This window comes from Caulobacter sp. DWR1-3-2b1 (assembly GCF_049895765.1).
Classification (GTDB): Bacteria; Pseudomonadota; Alphaproteobacteria; order Caulobacterales; family Caulobacteraceae; genus Caulobacter.
The window spans coordinates 54,188-68,311 of sequence record NZ_JAFCSZ010000008.1; the positions used below are offsets into that span (position 1 = coordinate 54,188).

Annotated in this window: 16 protein-coding genes and 1 pseudogene; 6 read left to right on the forward strand and 11 right to left on the reverse strand. The window is 66.1% G+C overall.

The annotated features are described in order from the left end of the window. Nucleotides 1–31: 31 nt before the first annotated feature. The 4 genes and pseudogenes from ACP69S_RS09850 to ACP69S_RS09865 all read right to left on the reverse strand — a co-directional run. Nucleotides 32–151 (reverse strand): annotated as a pseudogene (locus ACP69S_RS09850) (hypothetical protein); the annotation flags it as partial. A gap of 13 nt (nt 152–164) precedes the next feature. Beyond that, nucleotides 165–1,106, reverse strand: coding sequence for a bifunctional riboflavin kinase/FAD synthetase (locus ACP69S_RS09855; RefSeq protein ID WP_425996706.1), 942 nt, complete (start codon nt 1,104–1,106; stop codon nt 165–167). Then, nucleotides 1,106–1,531 (reverse strand): MaoC family dehydratase, encoded by a 426-nt coding sequence (locus ACP69S_RS09860; RefSeq protein ID WP_425996708.1) that lies wholly within the window; start codon nt 1,529–1,531, stop codon nt 1,106–1,108. Before ACP69S_RS09860 ends, ACP69S_RS09855 begins: the two co-directional genes overlap by 1 nt. A 113-nt stretch (nt 1,532–1,644) precedes the next feature. After that, nucleotides 1,645–2,508 carry a TIGR01459 family HAD-type hydrolase gene (locus ACP69S_RS09865; protein ID WP_425996710.1) on the reverse strand — a complete coding sequence of 288 codons (864 nt, stop codon included), beginning with the start codon at nt 2,506–2,508 and terminating at the stop codon, nt 1,645–1,647. Between the two features lie 155 nt (nt 2,509–2,663). On the opposite strand from ACP69S_RS09865, the gene ACP69S_RS09870 reads away from it, so the two are divergent. Further along, entirely contained in the window at nt 2,664–3,230 is a 567-nt protein-coding gene (locus ACP69S_RS09870) for an NnrU family protein (RefSeq protein ID WP_425996712.1), read from the forward strand. A 164-nt stretch (nt 3,231–3,394) separates the two neighbouring features. On the opposite strand, the gene ACP69S_RS09875 is transcribed toward ACP69S_RS09870, so the two are convergent. From ACP69S_RS09875 to ACP69S_RS09885, 3 genes are all read right to left on the reverse strand, one after another. Then, nucleotides 3,395–4,096 carry a 2OG-Fe(II) oxygenase gene (locus tag ACP69S_RS09875; protein WP_425996714.1) on the reverse strand — a complete coding sequence of 234 codons (702 nt, stop codon included), beginning with the start codon at nt 4,094–4,096 and terminating at the stop codon, nt 3,395–3,397. Continuing rightward, on the reverse strand, nt 4,093–4,347 hold the full coding sequence (locus ACP69S_RS09880; RefSeq protein ID WP_425996716.1) for an Ada metal-binding domain-containing protein: 255 nt from the start codon (nt 4,345–4,347) through the stop codon (nt 4,093–4,095). Before ACP69S_RS09880 ends, ACP69S_RS09875 begins: the two co-directional genes overlap by 4 nt. Before the next feature lie 166 nt (nt 4,348–4,513). Continuing rightward, complete coding sequence (locus tag ACP69S_RS09885; RefSeq protein WP_425996718.1) at nt 4,514–5,776, reverse strand: EAL domain-containing protein; 1,263 nt, start codon at nt 5,774–5,776, stop codon at nt 4,514–4,516. Between the two features lie 193 nt (nt 5,777–5,969). On the opposite strand from ACP69S_RS09885, the gene ACP69S_RS09890 reads away from it, so the two are divergent. The 4 genes from ACP69S_RS09890 to ACP69S_RS09905 are packed head-to-tail and all read left to right on the forward strand — an operon-like array spanning nt 5,970 to nt 8,868. Continuing rightward, nucleotides 5,970–6,287, forward strand: a complete 318-nt coding sequence (locus ACP69S_RS09890) for a FeoA family protein (protein ID WP_425996720.1) — start codon at nt 5,970–5,972, stop codon at nt 6,285–6,287. Then, nucleotides 6,284–8,194, forward strand: a complete 1,911-nt coding sequence (gene feoB / locus ACP69S_RS09895; RefSeq protein ID WP_425996722.1) for a ferrous iron transport protein B — start codon at nt 6,284–6,286, stop codon at nt 8,192–8,194. The genes ACP69S_RS09890 and feoB overlap by 4 nt, the downstream gene beginning before the upstream one ends. A 33-nt stretch (nt 8,195–8,227) precedes the next feature. Then, nucleotides 8,228–8,491 (forward strand): hypothetical protein, encoded by a 264-nt coding sequence (locus ACP69S_RS09900; protein ID WP_425996724.1) that lies wholly within the window; start codon nt 8,228–8,230, stop codon nt 8,489–8,491. Next, nucleotides 8,488–8,868: a type II toxin-antitoxin system VapC family toxin gene (locus ACP69S_RS09905; RefSeq protein ID WP_425996726.1), complete on the forward strand. Its 381-nt coding sequence runs from the start codon at nt 8,488–8,490 to the stop codon at nt 8,866–8,868. Before ACP69S_RS09900 ends, ACP69S_RS09905 begins: the two co-directional genes overlap by 4 nt. A 63-nt stretch (nt 8,869–8,931) precedes the next feature. Here ACP69S_RS09905 and ACP69S_RS09910 read toward each other — a convergent pair whose 3' ends face one another. The 4 genes from ACP69S_RS09910 to epmA all read right to left on the reverse strand — a co-directional run bounded on the left by ACP69S_RS09910 (nt 8,932) and on the right by epmA (nt 13,373). Beyond that, nucleotides 8,932–10,155, reverse strand: coding sequence for a DUF418 domain-containing protein (locus tag ACP69S_RS09910; RefSeq protein ID WP_425996728.1), 1,224 nt, complete (start codon nt 10,153–10,155; stop codon nt 8,932–8,934). Nucleotides 10,156–10,182: 27 nt separating this feature from the next. Continuing rightward, nucleotides 10,183–11,061, reverse strand: coding sequence for a 3-hydroxybutyryl-CoA dehydrogenase (locus ACP69S_RS09915; RefSeq protein WP_425996730.1), 879 nt, complete (start codon nt 11,059–11,061; stop codon nt 10,183–10,185). Between the two features lie 129 nt (nt 11,062–11,190). Beyond that, on the reverse strand, nt 11,191–12,243 hold the full coding sequence (locus ACP69S_RS09920; protein ID WP_425996732.1) for a lysine-2,3-aminomutase-like protein: 1,053 nt from the start codon (nt 12,241–12,243) through the stop codon (nt 11,191–11,193). Between the two features lie 65 nt (nt 12,244–12,308). After that, a complete protein-coding gene (gene epmA, locus ACP69S_RS09925; RefSeq protein ID WP_425996734.1) occupies nt 12,309–13,373 on the reverse strand; it encodes an EF-P lysine aminoacylase EpmA in 1,065 nt (354 codons plus the stop codon). 125 nt (nt 13,374–13,498) lie between these two features. Between epmA and efp the strand changes: the two genes are divergently transcribed. Next, nucleotides 13,499–14,065 (forward strand): elongation factor P, encoded by a 567-nt coding sequence (gene efp / locus ACP69S_RS09930; protein WP_425996736.1) that lies wholly within the window; start codon nt 13,499–13,501, stop codon nt 14,063–14,065. Nucleotides 14,066–14,124 lie beyond the last annotated feature (59 nt).

A 14,124-nucleotide genomic window follows, 5' to 3' on the forward strand; every position in this document is an offset into this window, starting at 1 on the left:
GAGAGGTTAACAGCAGGCCGCAGCGCTTGAACATCCCTTCTCCCCCTGCGGGAGAAGGTGGCCCGCGCCAGCGGGTCGGATGAGGGGTTGAAAGGCCTGGATAGGTTCGCGCGACCCCTCATCCATCGCTTCGCGCCACCTTCTCTCGCAAGGGGAGAAGGGTTCTAAAACCCTGGGGCCACGATGGCCCGCGCCGCCGTCTCATCGCGTCGGATCTGCTGAATCATCAGTTCGATGCTGTCGAACTTTTGCTCCGGTCGCAGGAAAGCGATCAGCTGGGTTTCTATAACCTGGCCGTAGAGGTCCTCGTCGAAGTCGAACAGCCAGGTTTCCAGCCGTGTCTCGACCTCGCCGGTGGTCGGGTTGTTGCCCAGATTGGCCACGCCGGGCACTTCGCGGCCATCGGGTAGGCGGGTGCGGGTGGCGTAGACGCCGAGCTTTGGCACCACATAGTCGATGATCTCGACATTAGCGGTCGGGAAGCCCAGCTGGCGGCCCAGCTGCTGGCCGCGCCGCACCACGCCCTCAATGGCGAAGGGGCGGCCCAGGATGCGGGCGGCGGTTTCCGGATGGCCATCACGCAGGGCGTCGCGGACGGCGGTCGAGGAGAACTTGTCGCCGGCCTTACCCGCCACGGGCTCGGCGATCGAGACGCCGAAGCCCTTCTGGTCGCCATAGGCCTTCATGCCGTCGGCGCTGCCGGTGCGGCCCTTGCCAAACGAGATGTCGAACCCTGCCGCCACATGTTTCACACCCAGACCCTCGACGAGAACCTGCTCCACGAATTCCTTGTCCGAGAAACTGGCCATCTGGAAGTCGAACGGCAGCAGATAGAGGACATCCACGCCCATTCCGCTTAAAACGCGGGCTTGCTGCTCGATCGTCATCAGGCGGAAGGCTGGTTCGCTGGGCCGGAACAGGCGGCGCGGGTGCGGATCGAAGGTAATCACCCCCAGCGGCGCCTTCAGAACCAGGGCGGCCTTGGCAGCCTCGCCGATCACCTGCTGGTGGCCGCGGTGCAGGCCGTCGAAATTGCCTAGCGCCACGGCCGCGCCGCGTTCTTCCGGCGAGAGGTCTTTCCAGGCGTGGACGATCTTCAGCTTCATCAGGCGGCCTTGCGCGGAACCATGATCAGGGCCTCGCCGTCGAGCACGGGCTTGCCATTGACCAGACAGACGGTGGCCAGGGTGACGCGGGCCTTGGCCTCGTCGATCTCGGTGATGGTGGCCCGCGCGGTGACGGTGTCGCCGATCCTGACCGCCCGCTTGAAGCGCAGGGCCTGGGACAGATAGATCGCGCCGGGGCCGGGCAGCTGGGTGCCGATCACTGCCGAGATATAGCCGGCCGACAGCATGCCGTGGGCGATGCGCTCGCCAAAGCTGGTGGTCGCCGCGAACGCAGCGTCCAGGTGGACGGGATTGTTGTCGCCGGTGACGGCGGCGAAGGCTTCGATGTCAGCCTCCAGAACGGTGCGGACCAGTTCGGCGCTCTGGCCGACGCTCAGATCTTCAAGAAACAAACCCTGCATCACACTTTCCCCTGCGGTTTTTTATTGTGCGTTGCAGCGCAATCTAACTGCACAAGCGCATTCCGCAAAAGCGCCTTCGATCTTGTGGTTGGAATGCGCGCCAAAAAGCGACCAATTCACCAGACCAGATCGCCCACGGCGTGTGTGGCCCCGGTCTTGTCGGCGGCGAGGAGGGCCAGGACGGCCTCGGGGTTCAGCAGGCCGTCGGGGCCGATGGCCTTCTCGCCATGGATGCCCTTGGCGATGAACAGGCAGGCCAGCTTCTGGTTTTCGGCGCCCAGCACGTCGGTGATCACGCCGTCGCCGATACACAGCACCCGGCTGCGGTCGACGGGCTTGCCGGTCAGCTCGGCGGCCTTGGCGATGGCCAGGTCGTAGATCGGCGCGAAGGGCTTGCCGGCCATGACCACCTCGCCGCCCAGGCTCTCATAGAGGTCGGCCAGGGCGCCGGCGCAGAAGATCAACTTGTCGCCGCGCTGCACGACGCGGTCGGGATTGGCGCAGATGAAGGTCAGGCCGCGCTTTGCGGCCACGGCCAGGCGCTCGCGATAGTCCTCTGGGATTTCGGTCTCATCGTCGAACAGGCCAGTGCATCCGATGAAGTCGGCGTCCTCGCCAGAGGCCGTGAGGTCCAGGTCGAGGCCGGCATAGAGCGTCGCGTCGCGGTCGGGGCCGATCCTCCAGACCTTGCCGGGCGCGCGGGCGCTGAGCAGGGCGCGCGTGGCGTCGCCGGAGGTGACGAAACCGCTCCAGGCGGCGCGCGGGACGGCCAGGCTGTCCAGTTGCGAGACCACGTCGGTCGATGGGCGCGGCGCGTTGGAGATCAGCACCACCGGCCCGACATTGGCGCCCCATTGGACCAGGGCGTCGCAGGCCTCCGGGAAGCTCTGCACGCCGTTATGGATCACGCCCCAGACGTCGCAGAGCACGATGTCGTAGCGGTCGCGGAGGGCCGAAAGGCGTTCTGGGAAATCCATCATGGGGCGGCGGTACCGGTCGGAAGCGGAGGCGTCAACGCCACGGACGTTTCGGGGGAAGGGCTTTAAGTGTCGTCGCCCGACCCGGTTTCCAAGGGGCCGGCTTCCGAAGAACGTGGTTCCGTGACTATCCTGCTCGCAACAATGGGGAGGGGCTGATGACGATTCTGATCCTGGGACTTGTGCTGTTCTTCGGCATCCACTCCGCGCGCATCGTGGCTGGACCGTTCCGCGACGCGCAGGTCGCGGCCAGTCCGGGGCGCTGGAAGGGGCTCTATTCGCTGATTTCGGCCGTCGGGCTGGGCCTGATCATTTGGGGATGGATGCAGTACCGGCTGATGGCCCCGCAACTCTACGACCCGCCAAGCTGGGGGCGTCACGCGGCCCTGGCCCTGGTGTTGCCGGCCTTCATTCTGTTGGCCGGCGCGAACGGCCCCGTCGGGCGGATCAAGGCCGCCGTGCGCCATCCGATGCTGATCGGGATCATCCTTTGGTCGGCGGGGCATTTACTGGCCAATGGCGACCAGGCCTCGGTGCTGCTGTTCGCGTCGTTCCTCGCCTATGCGGTGGTCGATCTGATCGCCGCCCTGGGGCGCAGGGAGCCCGCGCCGGTGGCGACCAGACCAATTGCGGACGTGATCATGGTGGTGGCCGGAACGGCGCTCTACGTGCTGTTCGTGCTGTTCCTGCACCGGGTGTTTTTCGGGGTTTCGCCGCTGGGGTGAAGCCCGCGCCGGGACGCCCTATCCGTAATGTCGCGTATTCGCGCCATGCCACCTCCCCCGTTTTACGGGTGAGGAGAGGTGATCTTCTCCTCCCTTGCGAATCGGGGGAGGTGGCGCGATGCGAATACGCATCGTGACGGAGGGGGCGTCCCGATGCGTCAATCTCACGTCGCGTCGTGAAAGATCACCCCCAGCGTTCGCCGCCGCCCGGACCTGATCTCGCTGACCCCGTGCCGCAGCATCCGCCGATGGACGCCCCGCGTTCCCTCGGCCGGCCGCTCGCGCACCGCGAAGATCACGCCTTGGCCCTGGGTCAGCGGCACGACCTGGGGCGCCGACTGCTGGCGAGGTCGTTGCTCGACCAGCACGAACTCGCCGCCCTCGAAATCGCGGCCCGGCGCGTCCAGCAGGAAGGCCGCCTGCAGCGGGAAGACGTGCTCGCCATAGAGGTCCTGGTGCAGGCAGTTGTAGTCTCCCGGACCATAGGTGAGCATCAGCGGCGTAGGCCGTGCCTGACCGCCCGCGTGGCAGCGCTCCAGCATTTCCGCCAGCGTCTCGGGAAAGCGTCGCTCATCGCCCAGCCGCGCGGCCCAGCGATTGGCGATGCAGGCCAGGGGCGGGTACAGGCTCTCGCGCAGAGTCTGGACCTGCTCCGGCAGAGGGTAGGCGAAGTATTGGTACTCGCCCTTGCCATAGCCATACCGGGCCATGACCACGCGGCTGCGAAACAGCTCCGGGCGGTCGTACAGCGCCGCCAGCTCCGCGCACTGCTGCTGCGTGAACATCGGACCGGTCAAGGCCCAGCCGCGCGCGTCCAGCTCGATGGCGATACGCTTCCAGTCCACCTTCGAAGGCTCGGGGATCAAGCGGTGGTCTCGCCAAGAGCCCCGAACCGGTCGGGCTTGCAGCGCTTGCACGCCCGGAAGCCGGCGGCGCGGGCCTCGGCGGTGGTGGCGTGGAACACCACATTCTTGCGCAACGGCCGGGCCGGGCAAACCGAGCGGCAGTAGATCTTGGTCGTGCGCACGGTGATGAAGAACGCACCGTCGGCGTTCGGGTCTCGGCCCTGGCAGGCGGCCCAACGAGCCTCGTCGTTGAGATGGGCGGATGGGGTCATGGCGGGCTCCGTATGATCGGAAGCATGGGCGATCACCGCGTGGGGGTCATTCCGAAGCTTGCGGCTGGAGCGTGACAGCCGAAAGTGGAAGTCGGTTTCGGCGTCTGTCACGCTCCCAAGATTTGGGTCCACAGAGCCTTCTACAGGCTCTGTGGACCCAAAAGTGTCACCAGCCTGAAGCGCGACGACGCAGGGCGCCGCGCATGAAGTCCTGGGGCGGCTCGGCCTCGGCCAGCACCGCGTCGCGGATGGCGCGGGGTTCGCCGAACAGGTGGCCCTGGCCGTAGCCGATGTCGAGATCGAGGATATCGACGATCTGCTTCTCGGCCTCGACCTTCTCAACGATCACCTCGATGCCGTAGCGACGGGTGAGAGCGGCGAAGTCGCTGGCGTTCAGGTCGGGCAGGGAAGCGATGACCAGCTTGCCGTCCTGCTCCTGAAGTTGGTCCAGCATCATCTGGGCGCCGACTTTGAGGAACTTCACGTCGGCGCGGGCCAGGTCCTGGAAGTCGAGATCCAGGTCGCTCACCTTGTCGAGGCTGAAGTGGAAGCCCAGGCTGGCCAGGCGCGACATGTGGCGGGCTTCCACCGGACCGCGACGCTCGAAAGCGGCCTGGCCCAGTTCGAAGATCAACGCGCCGGCCAGGTCCTTGTTGGCCTGCATGAATTCGAGGAACTGCGGGAAGAACGACTCGTCGGCGAGGCTGGCCAGCGAGATGTTGCAGAAGATTCCGACCTTCCGGTCCTGCTTGGCCAGCCGCCGTACGATCTGCACGCAGCGGAACAGCAGCAGGTTGTCGATGGCGGTCATCAAGCCTTCGGGCTCGGCCACGGCCAGATATTCGGCGGGCATCATCACCCGGCCCGTTTCATCGCGCAGGCGCGAGAAGCTTTCGTAAAAGACCGTCCGGCGCTGGGGCAGGCTGACGATAGGCTGCAGATAGAGGTCGACCCGGTTCTCGGCCAAGGCTTCCTGCACGACTTGCAGCATGACGTTGGATTGCGGCGTCCGACCGCGAACCTCGACACGGGCGGCGGCGACCTGATGCGTCAGCTGGTGCTCAAGCCGGTCGTTCATGCCGGCGATCAAGTCTTCCAGCTGGTGGACCTCGGTCGACAGCTCTTCGGAACGGCGCTGAGAGTCCACGGCGACGCTCTCGACCAGCTCGGTCATGCGGGCGTCGATCTTCTCGATCTGGTCCAGCAGGATGGCGTGGGCCTCGCGAACGGTGTCGATGTCGAGGCGCGTGCGGGCGGAATCGAAGGTGTTGGAGATCAAGCCGTGGAACGCGAAGCACAGGGCCAGCGTGCCGATGAAGGCCGACAGACCGACAGCAGGAGCAGCCCCCGTGCGCCACAGCACCAGGGAGATGATCAGAGCCAGACAAAGATAGGCGCCCGTAAGCAGCCCCAGCATCAGCCTTCGCATCAGTCCGTCCACGCGAATCGTTACAGGCAATCAGACCGGTCCGTGTCCCAAGAGTCGAACATATTAACGCGCCTGCGCCACTACGCCTCGCCCCTCCGGGGATCTCGGGCAGCATAACTCAACCTCGCAAGATCGCCTCATCGACAGCGAGGCTTTAGACTGATAATCACTCGCAAGTTTTCGCGGAGCGGCCATGTTCGACGCCCTTGCCCTTGATTCCAGCAATGATCTTGTCTCCCCCGGGCGTTCGCTCGGCGAGGCTTCGCGCGGCGATGCGGGCGTGATCGTCAGCGTCACCGGCCAGACCGGCGCGGCCGAGGCCATCGACGCCGAGGAACTGGAGCGACGCCTGCTTGAGATGGGCTTCGTCGAGGGCGCGCGCGTCGAGGTCCTGCACGAGGGTCTGTTCGGCCGCGATCCGATCGCCGTGCGGGTCGACGACACCCGCGTAGCCCTGCGTCGGCGCGAGGCCAGCGCCGTGACCGTGAAGTTCGACAGGACCCAGACTTGACCACAGCCACCGCTACGCTCAACCCGGTTTCCACGGAGACCGCTGCTGCGGGGCCAGCCCGCATCGCCCTGGTCGGCAATCCCAATTCGGGCAAGACAGCCCTGTTCAACGCCCTGACCGGGAGCCGTCAGAAGGTCGCCAACTATGCCGGCGTCACCGTCGAGCGGAAGGAAGGCATGCTGACCACGGCGGGCGGCCGGACTCTGCGCATCCTCGACCTGCCCGGCACCTATTCCCTGCGCGCTCGCAGCCCCGACGAGGTGGTGACCCGCGACGCGATCCTTGGCCGCCTGGTCGGCGAGGCGGCTCCCGACGTGCTGATCTGCGTGGCCGACGCCACCAATCTGCGGCTGGTCTTTCGGCTGGCTCTGGAGCTCAAGCAGGTCGGCCGGCCCTTCGTGCTGGCGCTCAACATGTTCGACATCGCCCAGCGCCAAGGCCTGCGGATCGATGTGGAAAAGCTGGCGGTCGAGATCGGCGCGCCCGTCGTCACCACCGTGGCGACTCGCAAGCGCGGTCTGGAAGACCTGATCGCCCAGGCCGAGGCTCTCACCCTCAGCCACGCCGGCGGGCACGCCAGCACATGGCGCGAGCCCGACGCCGCCGAGATCCGCGCTGCACATGCCGAGGCCCAACGCATCTTCAAAGCCTGCGTGAAGCCGCCCGAGCGGCCCGACACCGTCACCGGCAAGATCGACGACGTGCTGCTCAATCCGGCGGCCGGCCTGCTGATCCTGGGCCTGCTGCTGTTCGTGATGTTCCAGGCAGTGTTCACCTGGGCCGAGCCCTTGATGGGCCTGATCGAGGCGGGCTTTGCGGGGCTCAGCGCGCTGGTCGGCGGTGTTCTCCCGGACGGCCTGCTGCGCAGCCTGATCACCGACGGTTTGATCGCCGGCGTCGGCAGCGTGCTGGTCTTCCTGCCGCAGATCGTGATCCTGTTCTTCTTCATCCTGCTGCTGGAAGACAGCGGCTACATGGCCCGCGCGGCTTTCCTGATGGACAAGATCATGGGCGGGGCTGGCCTGCATGGCCGGGCCTTCATCCCCTTGCTGTCCAGCTTTGCCTGCGCCATTCCCGGGATCATGTCGACGCGGGTGATCGACAACAAGCACGACCGGCTGACCACCATCCTGGTCGCGCCGCTGATGACCTGCTCGGCCCGCATCCCGGTCTACACCCTGATCATTGCCGCCTTCATTCCGCACACCACCGTCTGGGGCTTTCTGAGCCTGCCCGGGCTGGTGATGTTCGGCCTCTATGCCAGCGGCATCGTCAGCGCGTTGGCGGTGTCGTTCGTGATCCGCCGGGTGTTCTGGCGCGGCACGGTCGAGCCCTTCATGATGGAGTTGCCGACCTATCGCTGGCCCGAACCGCGCAATTTGCTGATGAACCTGTGGACCCGCGCGCGCATCTTCATCGAGCGCGCCGGCCGCATCATCCTGCCGCTGATGGTGCTGGTCTGGGTGCTGTCGACCTTCCCCTATCCGCCCGAGGGCGCGACGGGTCCGGCCATCGACTACAGCTTCGCCGGCCGTATCGGTCACTTCATCGCGCCGGTCATGGCGCCGATCGGCTTCAACTGGCAGATGACCGTCGCCCTGATCCCGGGCTTCGCGGCCCGCGAAGTGGCCGTCGCGGCGCTGGGCACCGTCTATGCCGTGGGCGGCGACGACGAGGCCGGCACCGCTCTAGGCGGTTTGCTGGCCAAGCAGTGGTCGCTGGCCACGGCTCTGTCGTTCCTGGCCTGGTACATCTTCGCCCCGCAGTGTGCGGCGACGCTGGGCGTGGTCAAGCGCGAGACCAATGGCTGGACCTGGCCGACGGTGATGTTCCTGTACATGACCGGGCTGGCCTATCTGGCCTCGTTCGCGACCTACCACATCGCCGTGGCCATGGGGGCGGGGTAGGGGAGTCGTCGGCTGTCGGGCGCTGTGTTACGTTTGGCCATGACGATCCAGGTCGACGTTGCAAAGCAGAACGCCTTGGCTGAACTGGTTGCCCACATCCGTGCGGGCGAGGATGTCATTCTGACGTCCGAGGGCGAGACCATCGCCGTGGCCAAGCCGCCCGAGCGGCAGCCCACCCGCAAGCGCACGCCGGGCGCCTGGGCTCATCTTGGCAAGCTTCGCGACCCCGATCTGTTCCTGCGGCCGGATCCCGGGCTGGAAGCCGCCGCCGATGGTCCGATCTTCCCGCAGGCATGACGCTGCTGATCGATACGCATGTGTTGATCTGGTGGCTCACCGATCCTTCGCGATTGCCGCCCGCCTGCCTGGATCGTCTGGGCTCCAACGAGGCCACAATTCTCGTCAGCGCCGTCAGCGCTTACGAGATAGAATTCAAGCGTGACGCCGACCCGCTTCTGAAACGCCTGCCGGCCGATCTAGCGAGCGCGGTCTTCGCCGAAGGTTTCGATTGGCGGGCTATCGACCCCGAGGATGCGGTCATCGCTGGGCGGCTGCCGCGTCATCATCGCGACCCTTGGGATCGACTTCTGATCGCACAGGCCATCAGGAGTAAATGCCCGATCATGACAAAGGACGCAGCTTTCGCGAACTATGATGTCGAACGGGTTTGGTAGCCAGCTCTGTCCGTCCTGACTGCGCCAGCCCGGAGCTTGGCGTTTTGAACGCCTTCCGGCTGCCTAACCCGTCCGCGCCAGGCCCTTGCCGTAGGCTAGCCGCCGCCAGACCCACTCCAGCGGACCCATCGAGAACCGCGACAGCCACAGGCTGGACCAGATCAACTGCACGACCCAGATCGAGCCGACGATCATCCACAGCTCGACCCGCGTGGCCTCGCCATAGAGGCCAAGGCCGCGACCGCTCCAGAAGATCGTGGTCATGATCAGCGACTGGCTCAGATAGTTGGTGAACGCCATCCGCCCCAGATTGGCCAGCGGCGTCAGCAGCTTGCGGGCCAAGCCCAGCTTCAGCAGCAAGATCGCCAGCGACGCGTAGCCCAGGGTGATGGGCAGGGTCAGGAATTCGTAGCCCAACTGCAGCTCGCCGTTGTTGCGTGGCCCCGAAAAGTCGATGGCCAGCTTGGCGCGCGCTTCGACGCCGACATACCAGAGGCCGGCTGCCCCGATGGCGACCAGCAGGCCATACACCCAGGTCGGCGCGCGGCCGGTCAGGAAACCCGACTTGAACAGCGCCATGCCCAGCATCATCAGGGCGCCTGTCCGCCAGATCATGACGATGACGCTCATAGATTGCAGCATCATCCAATCCTGGAGGTTCTCCTTCAGCGCCGAAGGCAGGCCCGCCTTCATGGCGGCGATGGCCTTGGCTACCGTCGCCGGCGTGCCCATGACCATCTGAGCGGCGACCTCGGCCTGGGTTTTTTCGGGCGCATATTGCAACGCCATCATCGGCAGGACCGCGAAGATCGAGCCCAGCACGATGACGATCAGGCTCACGATGAACAGCCGGCGCGGCGTCCAGGATCGCATCAGCATCACGATCATGCCGGTGATCGCATAGAGCAGCAGGATGTCGCCGTACCAGATCAGCAGGCCGTGGATCAGGCCAAACACCGCCAGCCATCCAAGCCGTCGCCGCAGCAGGGCGCCGCGCGGCTTGTCGCTGCGCTCGCCGCCGACCAGCAGGATCGACACCCCGAACAGCATCGAAAACAGGGTGATGAACTTGTAGTGGAAGAAGGTCTGGACCACCCACCAGGCGTTCGCCTCGTCTCCGACCAGCGGATAGGGCGACAGGTTGGGCGTCGGATAGACCTCGAAGGGCAGGGCGAACGTCACGGCGTTGACCGCCAATATCCCCATCACGCCCAAGCCCCGCAGGACGTCCAGGCTGATGTGGCGATCAGCGGCCGTTACCGGCCGCAAGGTCTGAGTATCGGTCATGGCGTCCCCTGTGGAGACGCCGCACGCCTATCGCGTGGGAACCGGCGTCTCGCCCCGGTAGTCATAGAACCCACGTCCGGCCTTTTTGCCAAGCCATCCAGCTTCTACGTACTTCACCAGAAGCGGGCAGGGACGGTACTTGCTGTCGGCCAGGCCTTCATGCAGGACGTTCATGATCGACAACACGGTGTCCAGACCGATGAAGTCGCCCAGTTCCAGCGGGCCCATCGGATGGTTGGCGCCCAGCTTCATGGCGGTGTCGATGGCGTCGACCGTGCCCACGCCCTCATAAAGGGTGTAGATCGCCTCATTGATCATCGGCACCAGCACGCGGTTGACGATGAAGGCCGGGAAGTCTTCGGCGTTGCTGGTGATCTTGCCCAGCGACTGGGCGAACGACACGGCCTTTTCGTAGGTCGGGACGTCGGTCGCGATGCCGCGAATGATCTCGACCAGCTTCATCAGCGGGACGGGGTTCATGAAGTGCAGGCCGATGAACCGCTCGGGGCGGTCGGTGGCCGAGGCCAGGCGCGTGATCGAGATCGACGAGGTGTTGGAGGCCAGCAGGGTGTCGGGCTTCAGGTGCGGCTGCAGGCTGCGGAAGATGGCCTTCTTGGTCTCTTCGTTCTCGGTAGCGGCCTCGATGGCCAGGTCGGTCTGGCCGACGGCTTCCAGGCCCTCGGCGGGCTTGATTCGCGCCATGGCGGCGGCCATGGCGGCGTCGTCGATGATGCCGCGGCCCACCTGGCGGGCCAGGTTCTTCTCGATCAGGACCAAGCCCGCGTCGATGCGGTCGCGCGTGACGTCGTGCAGCAGAACGTCATAGCCCGCGAGTGCGCAGACATGCGCGATGCCACAGCCCATCTGGCCGGCGCCGATAACGCCGACCGTCTTGATTTCACTCATGAACGCCAAGCCTTCGCTTGATACGGCGACAGGACCCCAGGTCCGCGCCTTAGATTGTGGCGACTTTTCTAGCACGAGAAACCACGCGCTCGCCAAGGCTTTGCTGCGACGCAGCGGGGATGTGTCGCGCTACCCTACAGGCGGGTAGGAATGAGCTTGGCCTTGCGGGTCCTCGACTGCCTGATCGTTCAGATAGGACGGTCCCACCGGGACCTTTCCGTGGCCGCCGGGGATGTCGAGGATGTAGGTCGGCTGGCACAGGCCCGAGATCGTACCCCGCAGCGCCTTCATCAGCGCCTGGCCCTCATTGATGGAGGTGCGCAGGTGGGCGGTGCCGGGCGCATAGTCGTGATGGTGCAGGTAGTAGGGCTTGACCCGCGCCTCGACGAAGGCTCGCATCAGGGCGCCAAGGGTCTCGGGGTCGTCGTTGATCCCGGCCAGCAGCACGGTCTGGCTGATCATCGGAATGCCCGCATCGACGATCCGAGCGCAAGCGGCGCGGGCCTCGGCGGTCAGTTCGCGGGGGTGGTTGGCGTGCAGCGCCACATAGACCGCCTTGCCTGAGGCCTTCAGCGCCGCGACCATCTCGTCGGTGATCGCCGCCGGATCGACCGCTGGAACACGGGTGTGGAAGCGCGCCACCTTCACATGCTCGATCTTGGCCAGCCGCTCGCCGATCTCGCGGATACGGCGGGGCGACAGCACCAGCGGATCGCCGCCGGTGACGATGACCTCCCAGATCTCCGGATGCGCCGCGACATAGGCGAAGGCGGCGTCCAGCTCGGCCGGCGACAGGGTGCGCAAGCCCTCGGGCCCGACCATCTCGCGGCGGAAGCAGAACCGGCAATAGACCGCGCAGGTGTGAGTAGGTTTCAGCAGCACCCGGTCTGGGTAGCGGTGGACGACGCCCTCGACCGGGCTGTGGGTCAGGTCTCCGACCGGATCGGGATTCTCGCCCGGCGCGGCCACCAGCTCGGCGACCTGCGGCACGAACTGGCGGGCGATGGGATCGGCCTCGTTGGCCGGCTCGATCAGCGCCGCCATGTCGGCCGTGATCGCCACCGCATACTGCGCCGCCACCCGCTCGAGCGCCGGCAACCGCTCGGGAGCGATCAGGCCGGCGTCGGCCAAGGCCCTCACTGTTTTCAGGGGCGCCGTGCGAAGTGTCTGGGTGGGGGGCATGGGAGGTCGGGATATGGCTGAAAAGCCGCGCCCACGCAAACCCTCCCCCTTCAGGGGGAGGTCCTTTAACCCGCCACCGGAACCCACATCACCTGATCCACCCGGCTCGCCCCGGCCGCCAGCATCACCAGCCGGTCGAAGCCCAGGGCCGAGCCTGACGCTTCGGGCATGATCTCCAGCGCGGCGAGGAAGTCCTCGTCGAGGGGATAGCGCTCGCCATAGATCCGCGCCTTCTCGTCCATCTCGGCGACAAAGCGGCGGCGCTGTTCGGCGGGGTCGGTGAGTTCCCCGAAGGCGTTGGCCAGCTCGACCCCGCAGGCATAGAGCTCGAAGCGTTCGGCCACGCGCGGATCGCCCGGCTTCGGCCGCGCCAAAGCGGCCTCGGCCACGGGATATTCGCACAGGATCGTCGCCCGGCCTTGCCCGAGGTTCGGCTCGACCTTTTCGACGATCACCCGGCTGAAGACGTCGGCCCAGCTGTCGTCGTCGGCCACCCGGATTCCTACCGCCGTCGCCGACGCAGCCAAGGCGTCGCGGTCGGTCTTGCCGCTCGCGTCCAGGCTGGCCAGCAGATTGACGCCCGCATGGCGCTCGAAGGCCTCCGCCACGCTCAGCCGTTCAGGCGCGGTGAAGGGGTCGCAGTCCATGCCCTTGAAGGAAAAGCGCCGGGTCCCGGCGGTCTCGGCCGCCAGCGACAGCAGCGCCGCGCAGTCGTCCATCAGCGTCTGGTACGGCGCGCCGGCCCGATACCATTCCAGCATGACGAACTCAGGATGATGCAGCGGCCCGCGCTCGCGATTGCGCCACACGCGGGCGAAGTCGAAGATCTTGTCCTCGCCAGCCGCCAGCAGCTTCTTGCAGGCGAACTCGGGCGAGGTGTGCAGGTAGAGGGTCTGGTCCGGATCGCCGGCCAGGCTCAGCATCGTGGTCTGGAAGGCGTGAAGGTGGGCCTCGTTGCCGGGCGAGACCTGCAGGGCGGCCGCCTCGACCTCGACGAAATCCTGATCCTCGAACCAGCCGCGCACCGCCCGGGTGATCCGGTTGCGGACCATCAGGAACGGTCGGCGGTCGGCGTGGATCGACGGCGTCCACCACGGCGACCGTGGCGGTGAAGGGGCGTCAGCAGCCACGGGCGCTCCGCGTAGTAGAGACTGGCGATCTTGCCGCGTTCGCTATAGGAGGGCGGTCACAGGATCACCACCCCCTTCGCGCCGCGGCCTCCGGGCAGCGCCCGGAAAGCCCAAGGACTAACGCAGTGAAGGTAGCCGCCAGCTCGCTCCGCAAGGGCGCCGTCGTTGACATGGACGGCCGTCTGTATGTTGTTCTGACCGTCGACAACATCCACCCCGGCAAGGGCACCCCGGTGACCCAGCTGAACATGCGCCGCATTTCCGACGGCGTGAAGGTGTCCGAGCGTTACCGCACCACCGAGCAGGTCGAGCGCGCCTTCGTCGATCAACGCGACCACACCTTCCTGTATCAGGATGGCGAGGGCTTCCATTTCATGAACCCGGTCAGCTTCGACCAGGTTCTGGCCACCGCCGACGTCATCGGCGACGCCGCCCCCTATCTGCAAGAAAACATGACGGTCCAGCTGTCGACCCACAACGACATCCCGATCGCCATCGAACTGCCGCGCACCATGATCCTGGAAGTCGTCGACACCGAACCGTCGGTGAAGGGCCAGACCGCCAGCTCGTCGTACAAACCGGCCCTGCTCAGCAACGGCATCAAGACCACCGTTCCGCCCTACATCGCCGTCGGCGTGCGGGTGGTGATCCTGACCGAGGACAACTCGTATCAGGAACGCGCCAAGGACTAGGCTATCGCTTCACACCGCTGAAACGAAAAAGGCCCGGCGTTTTCGCCGGGCCTTTGTTT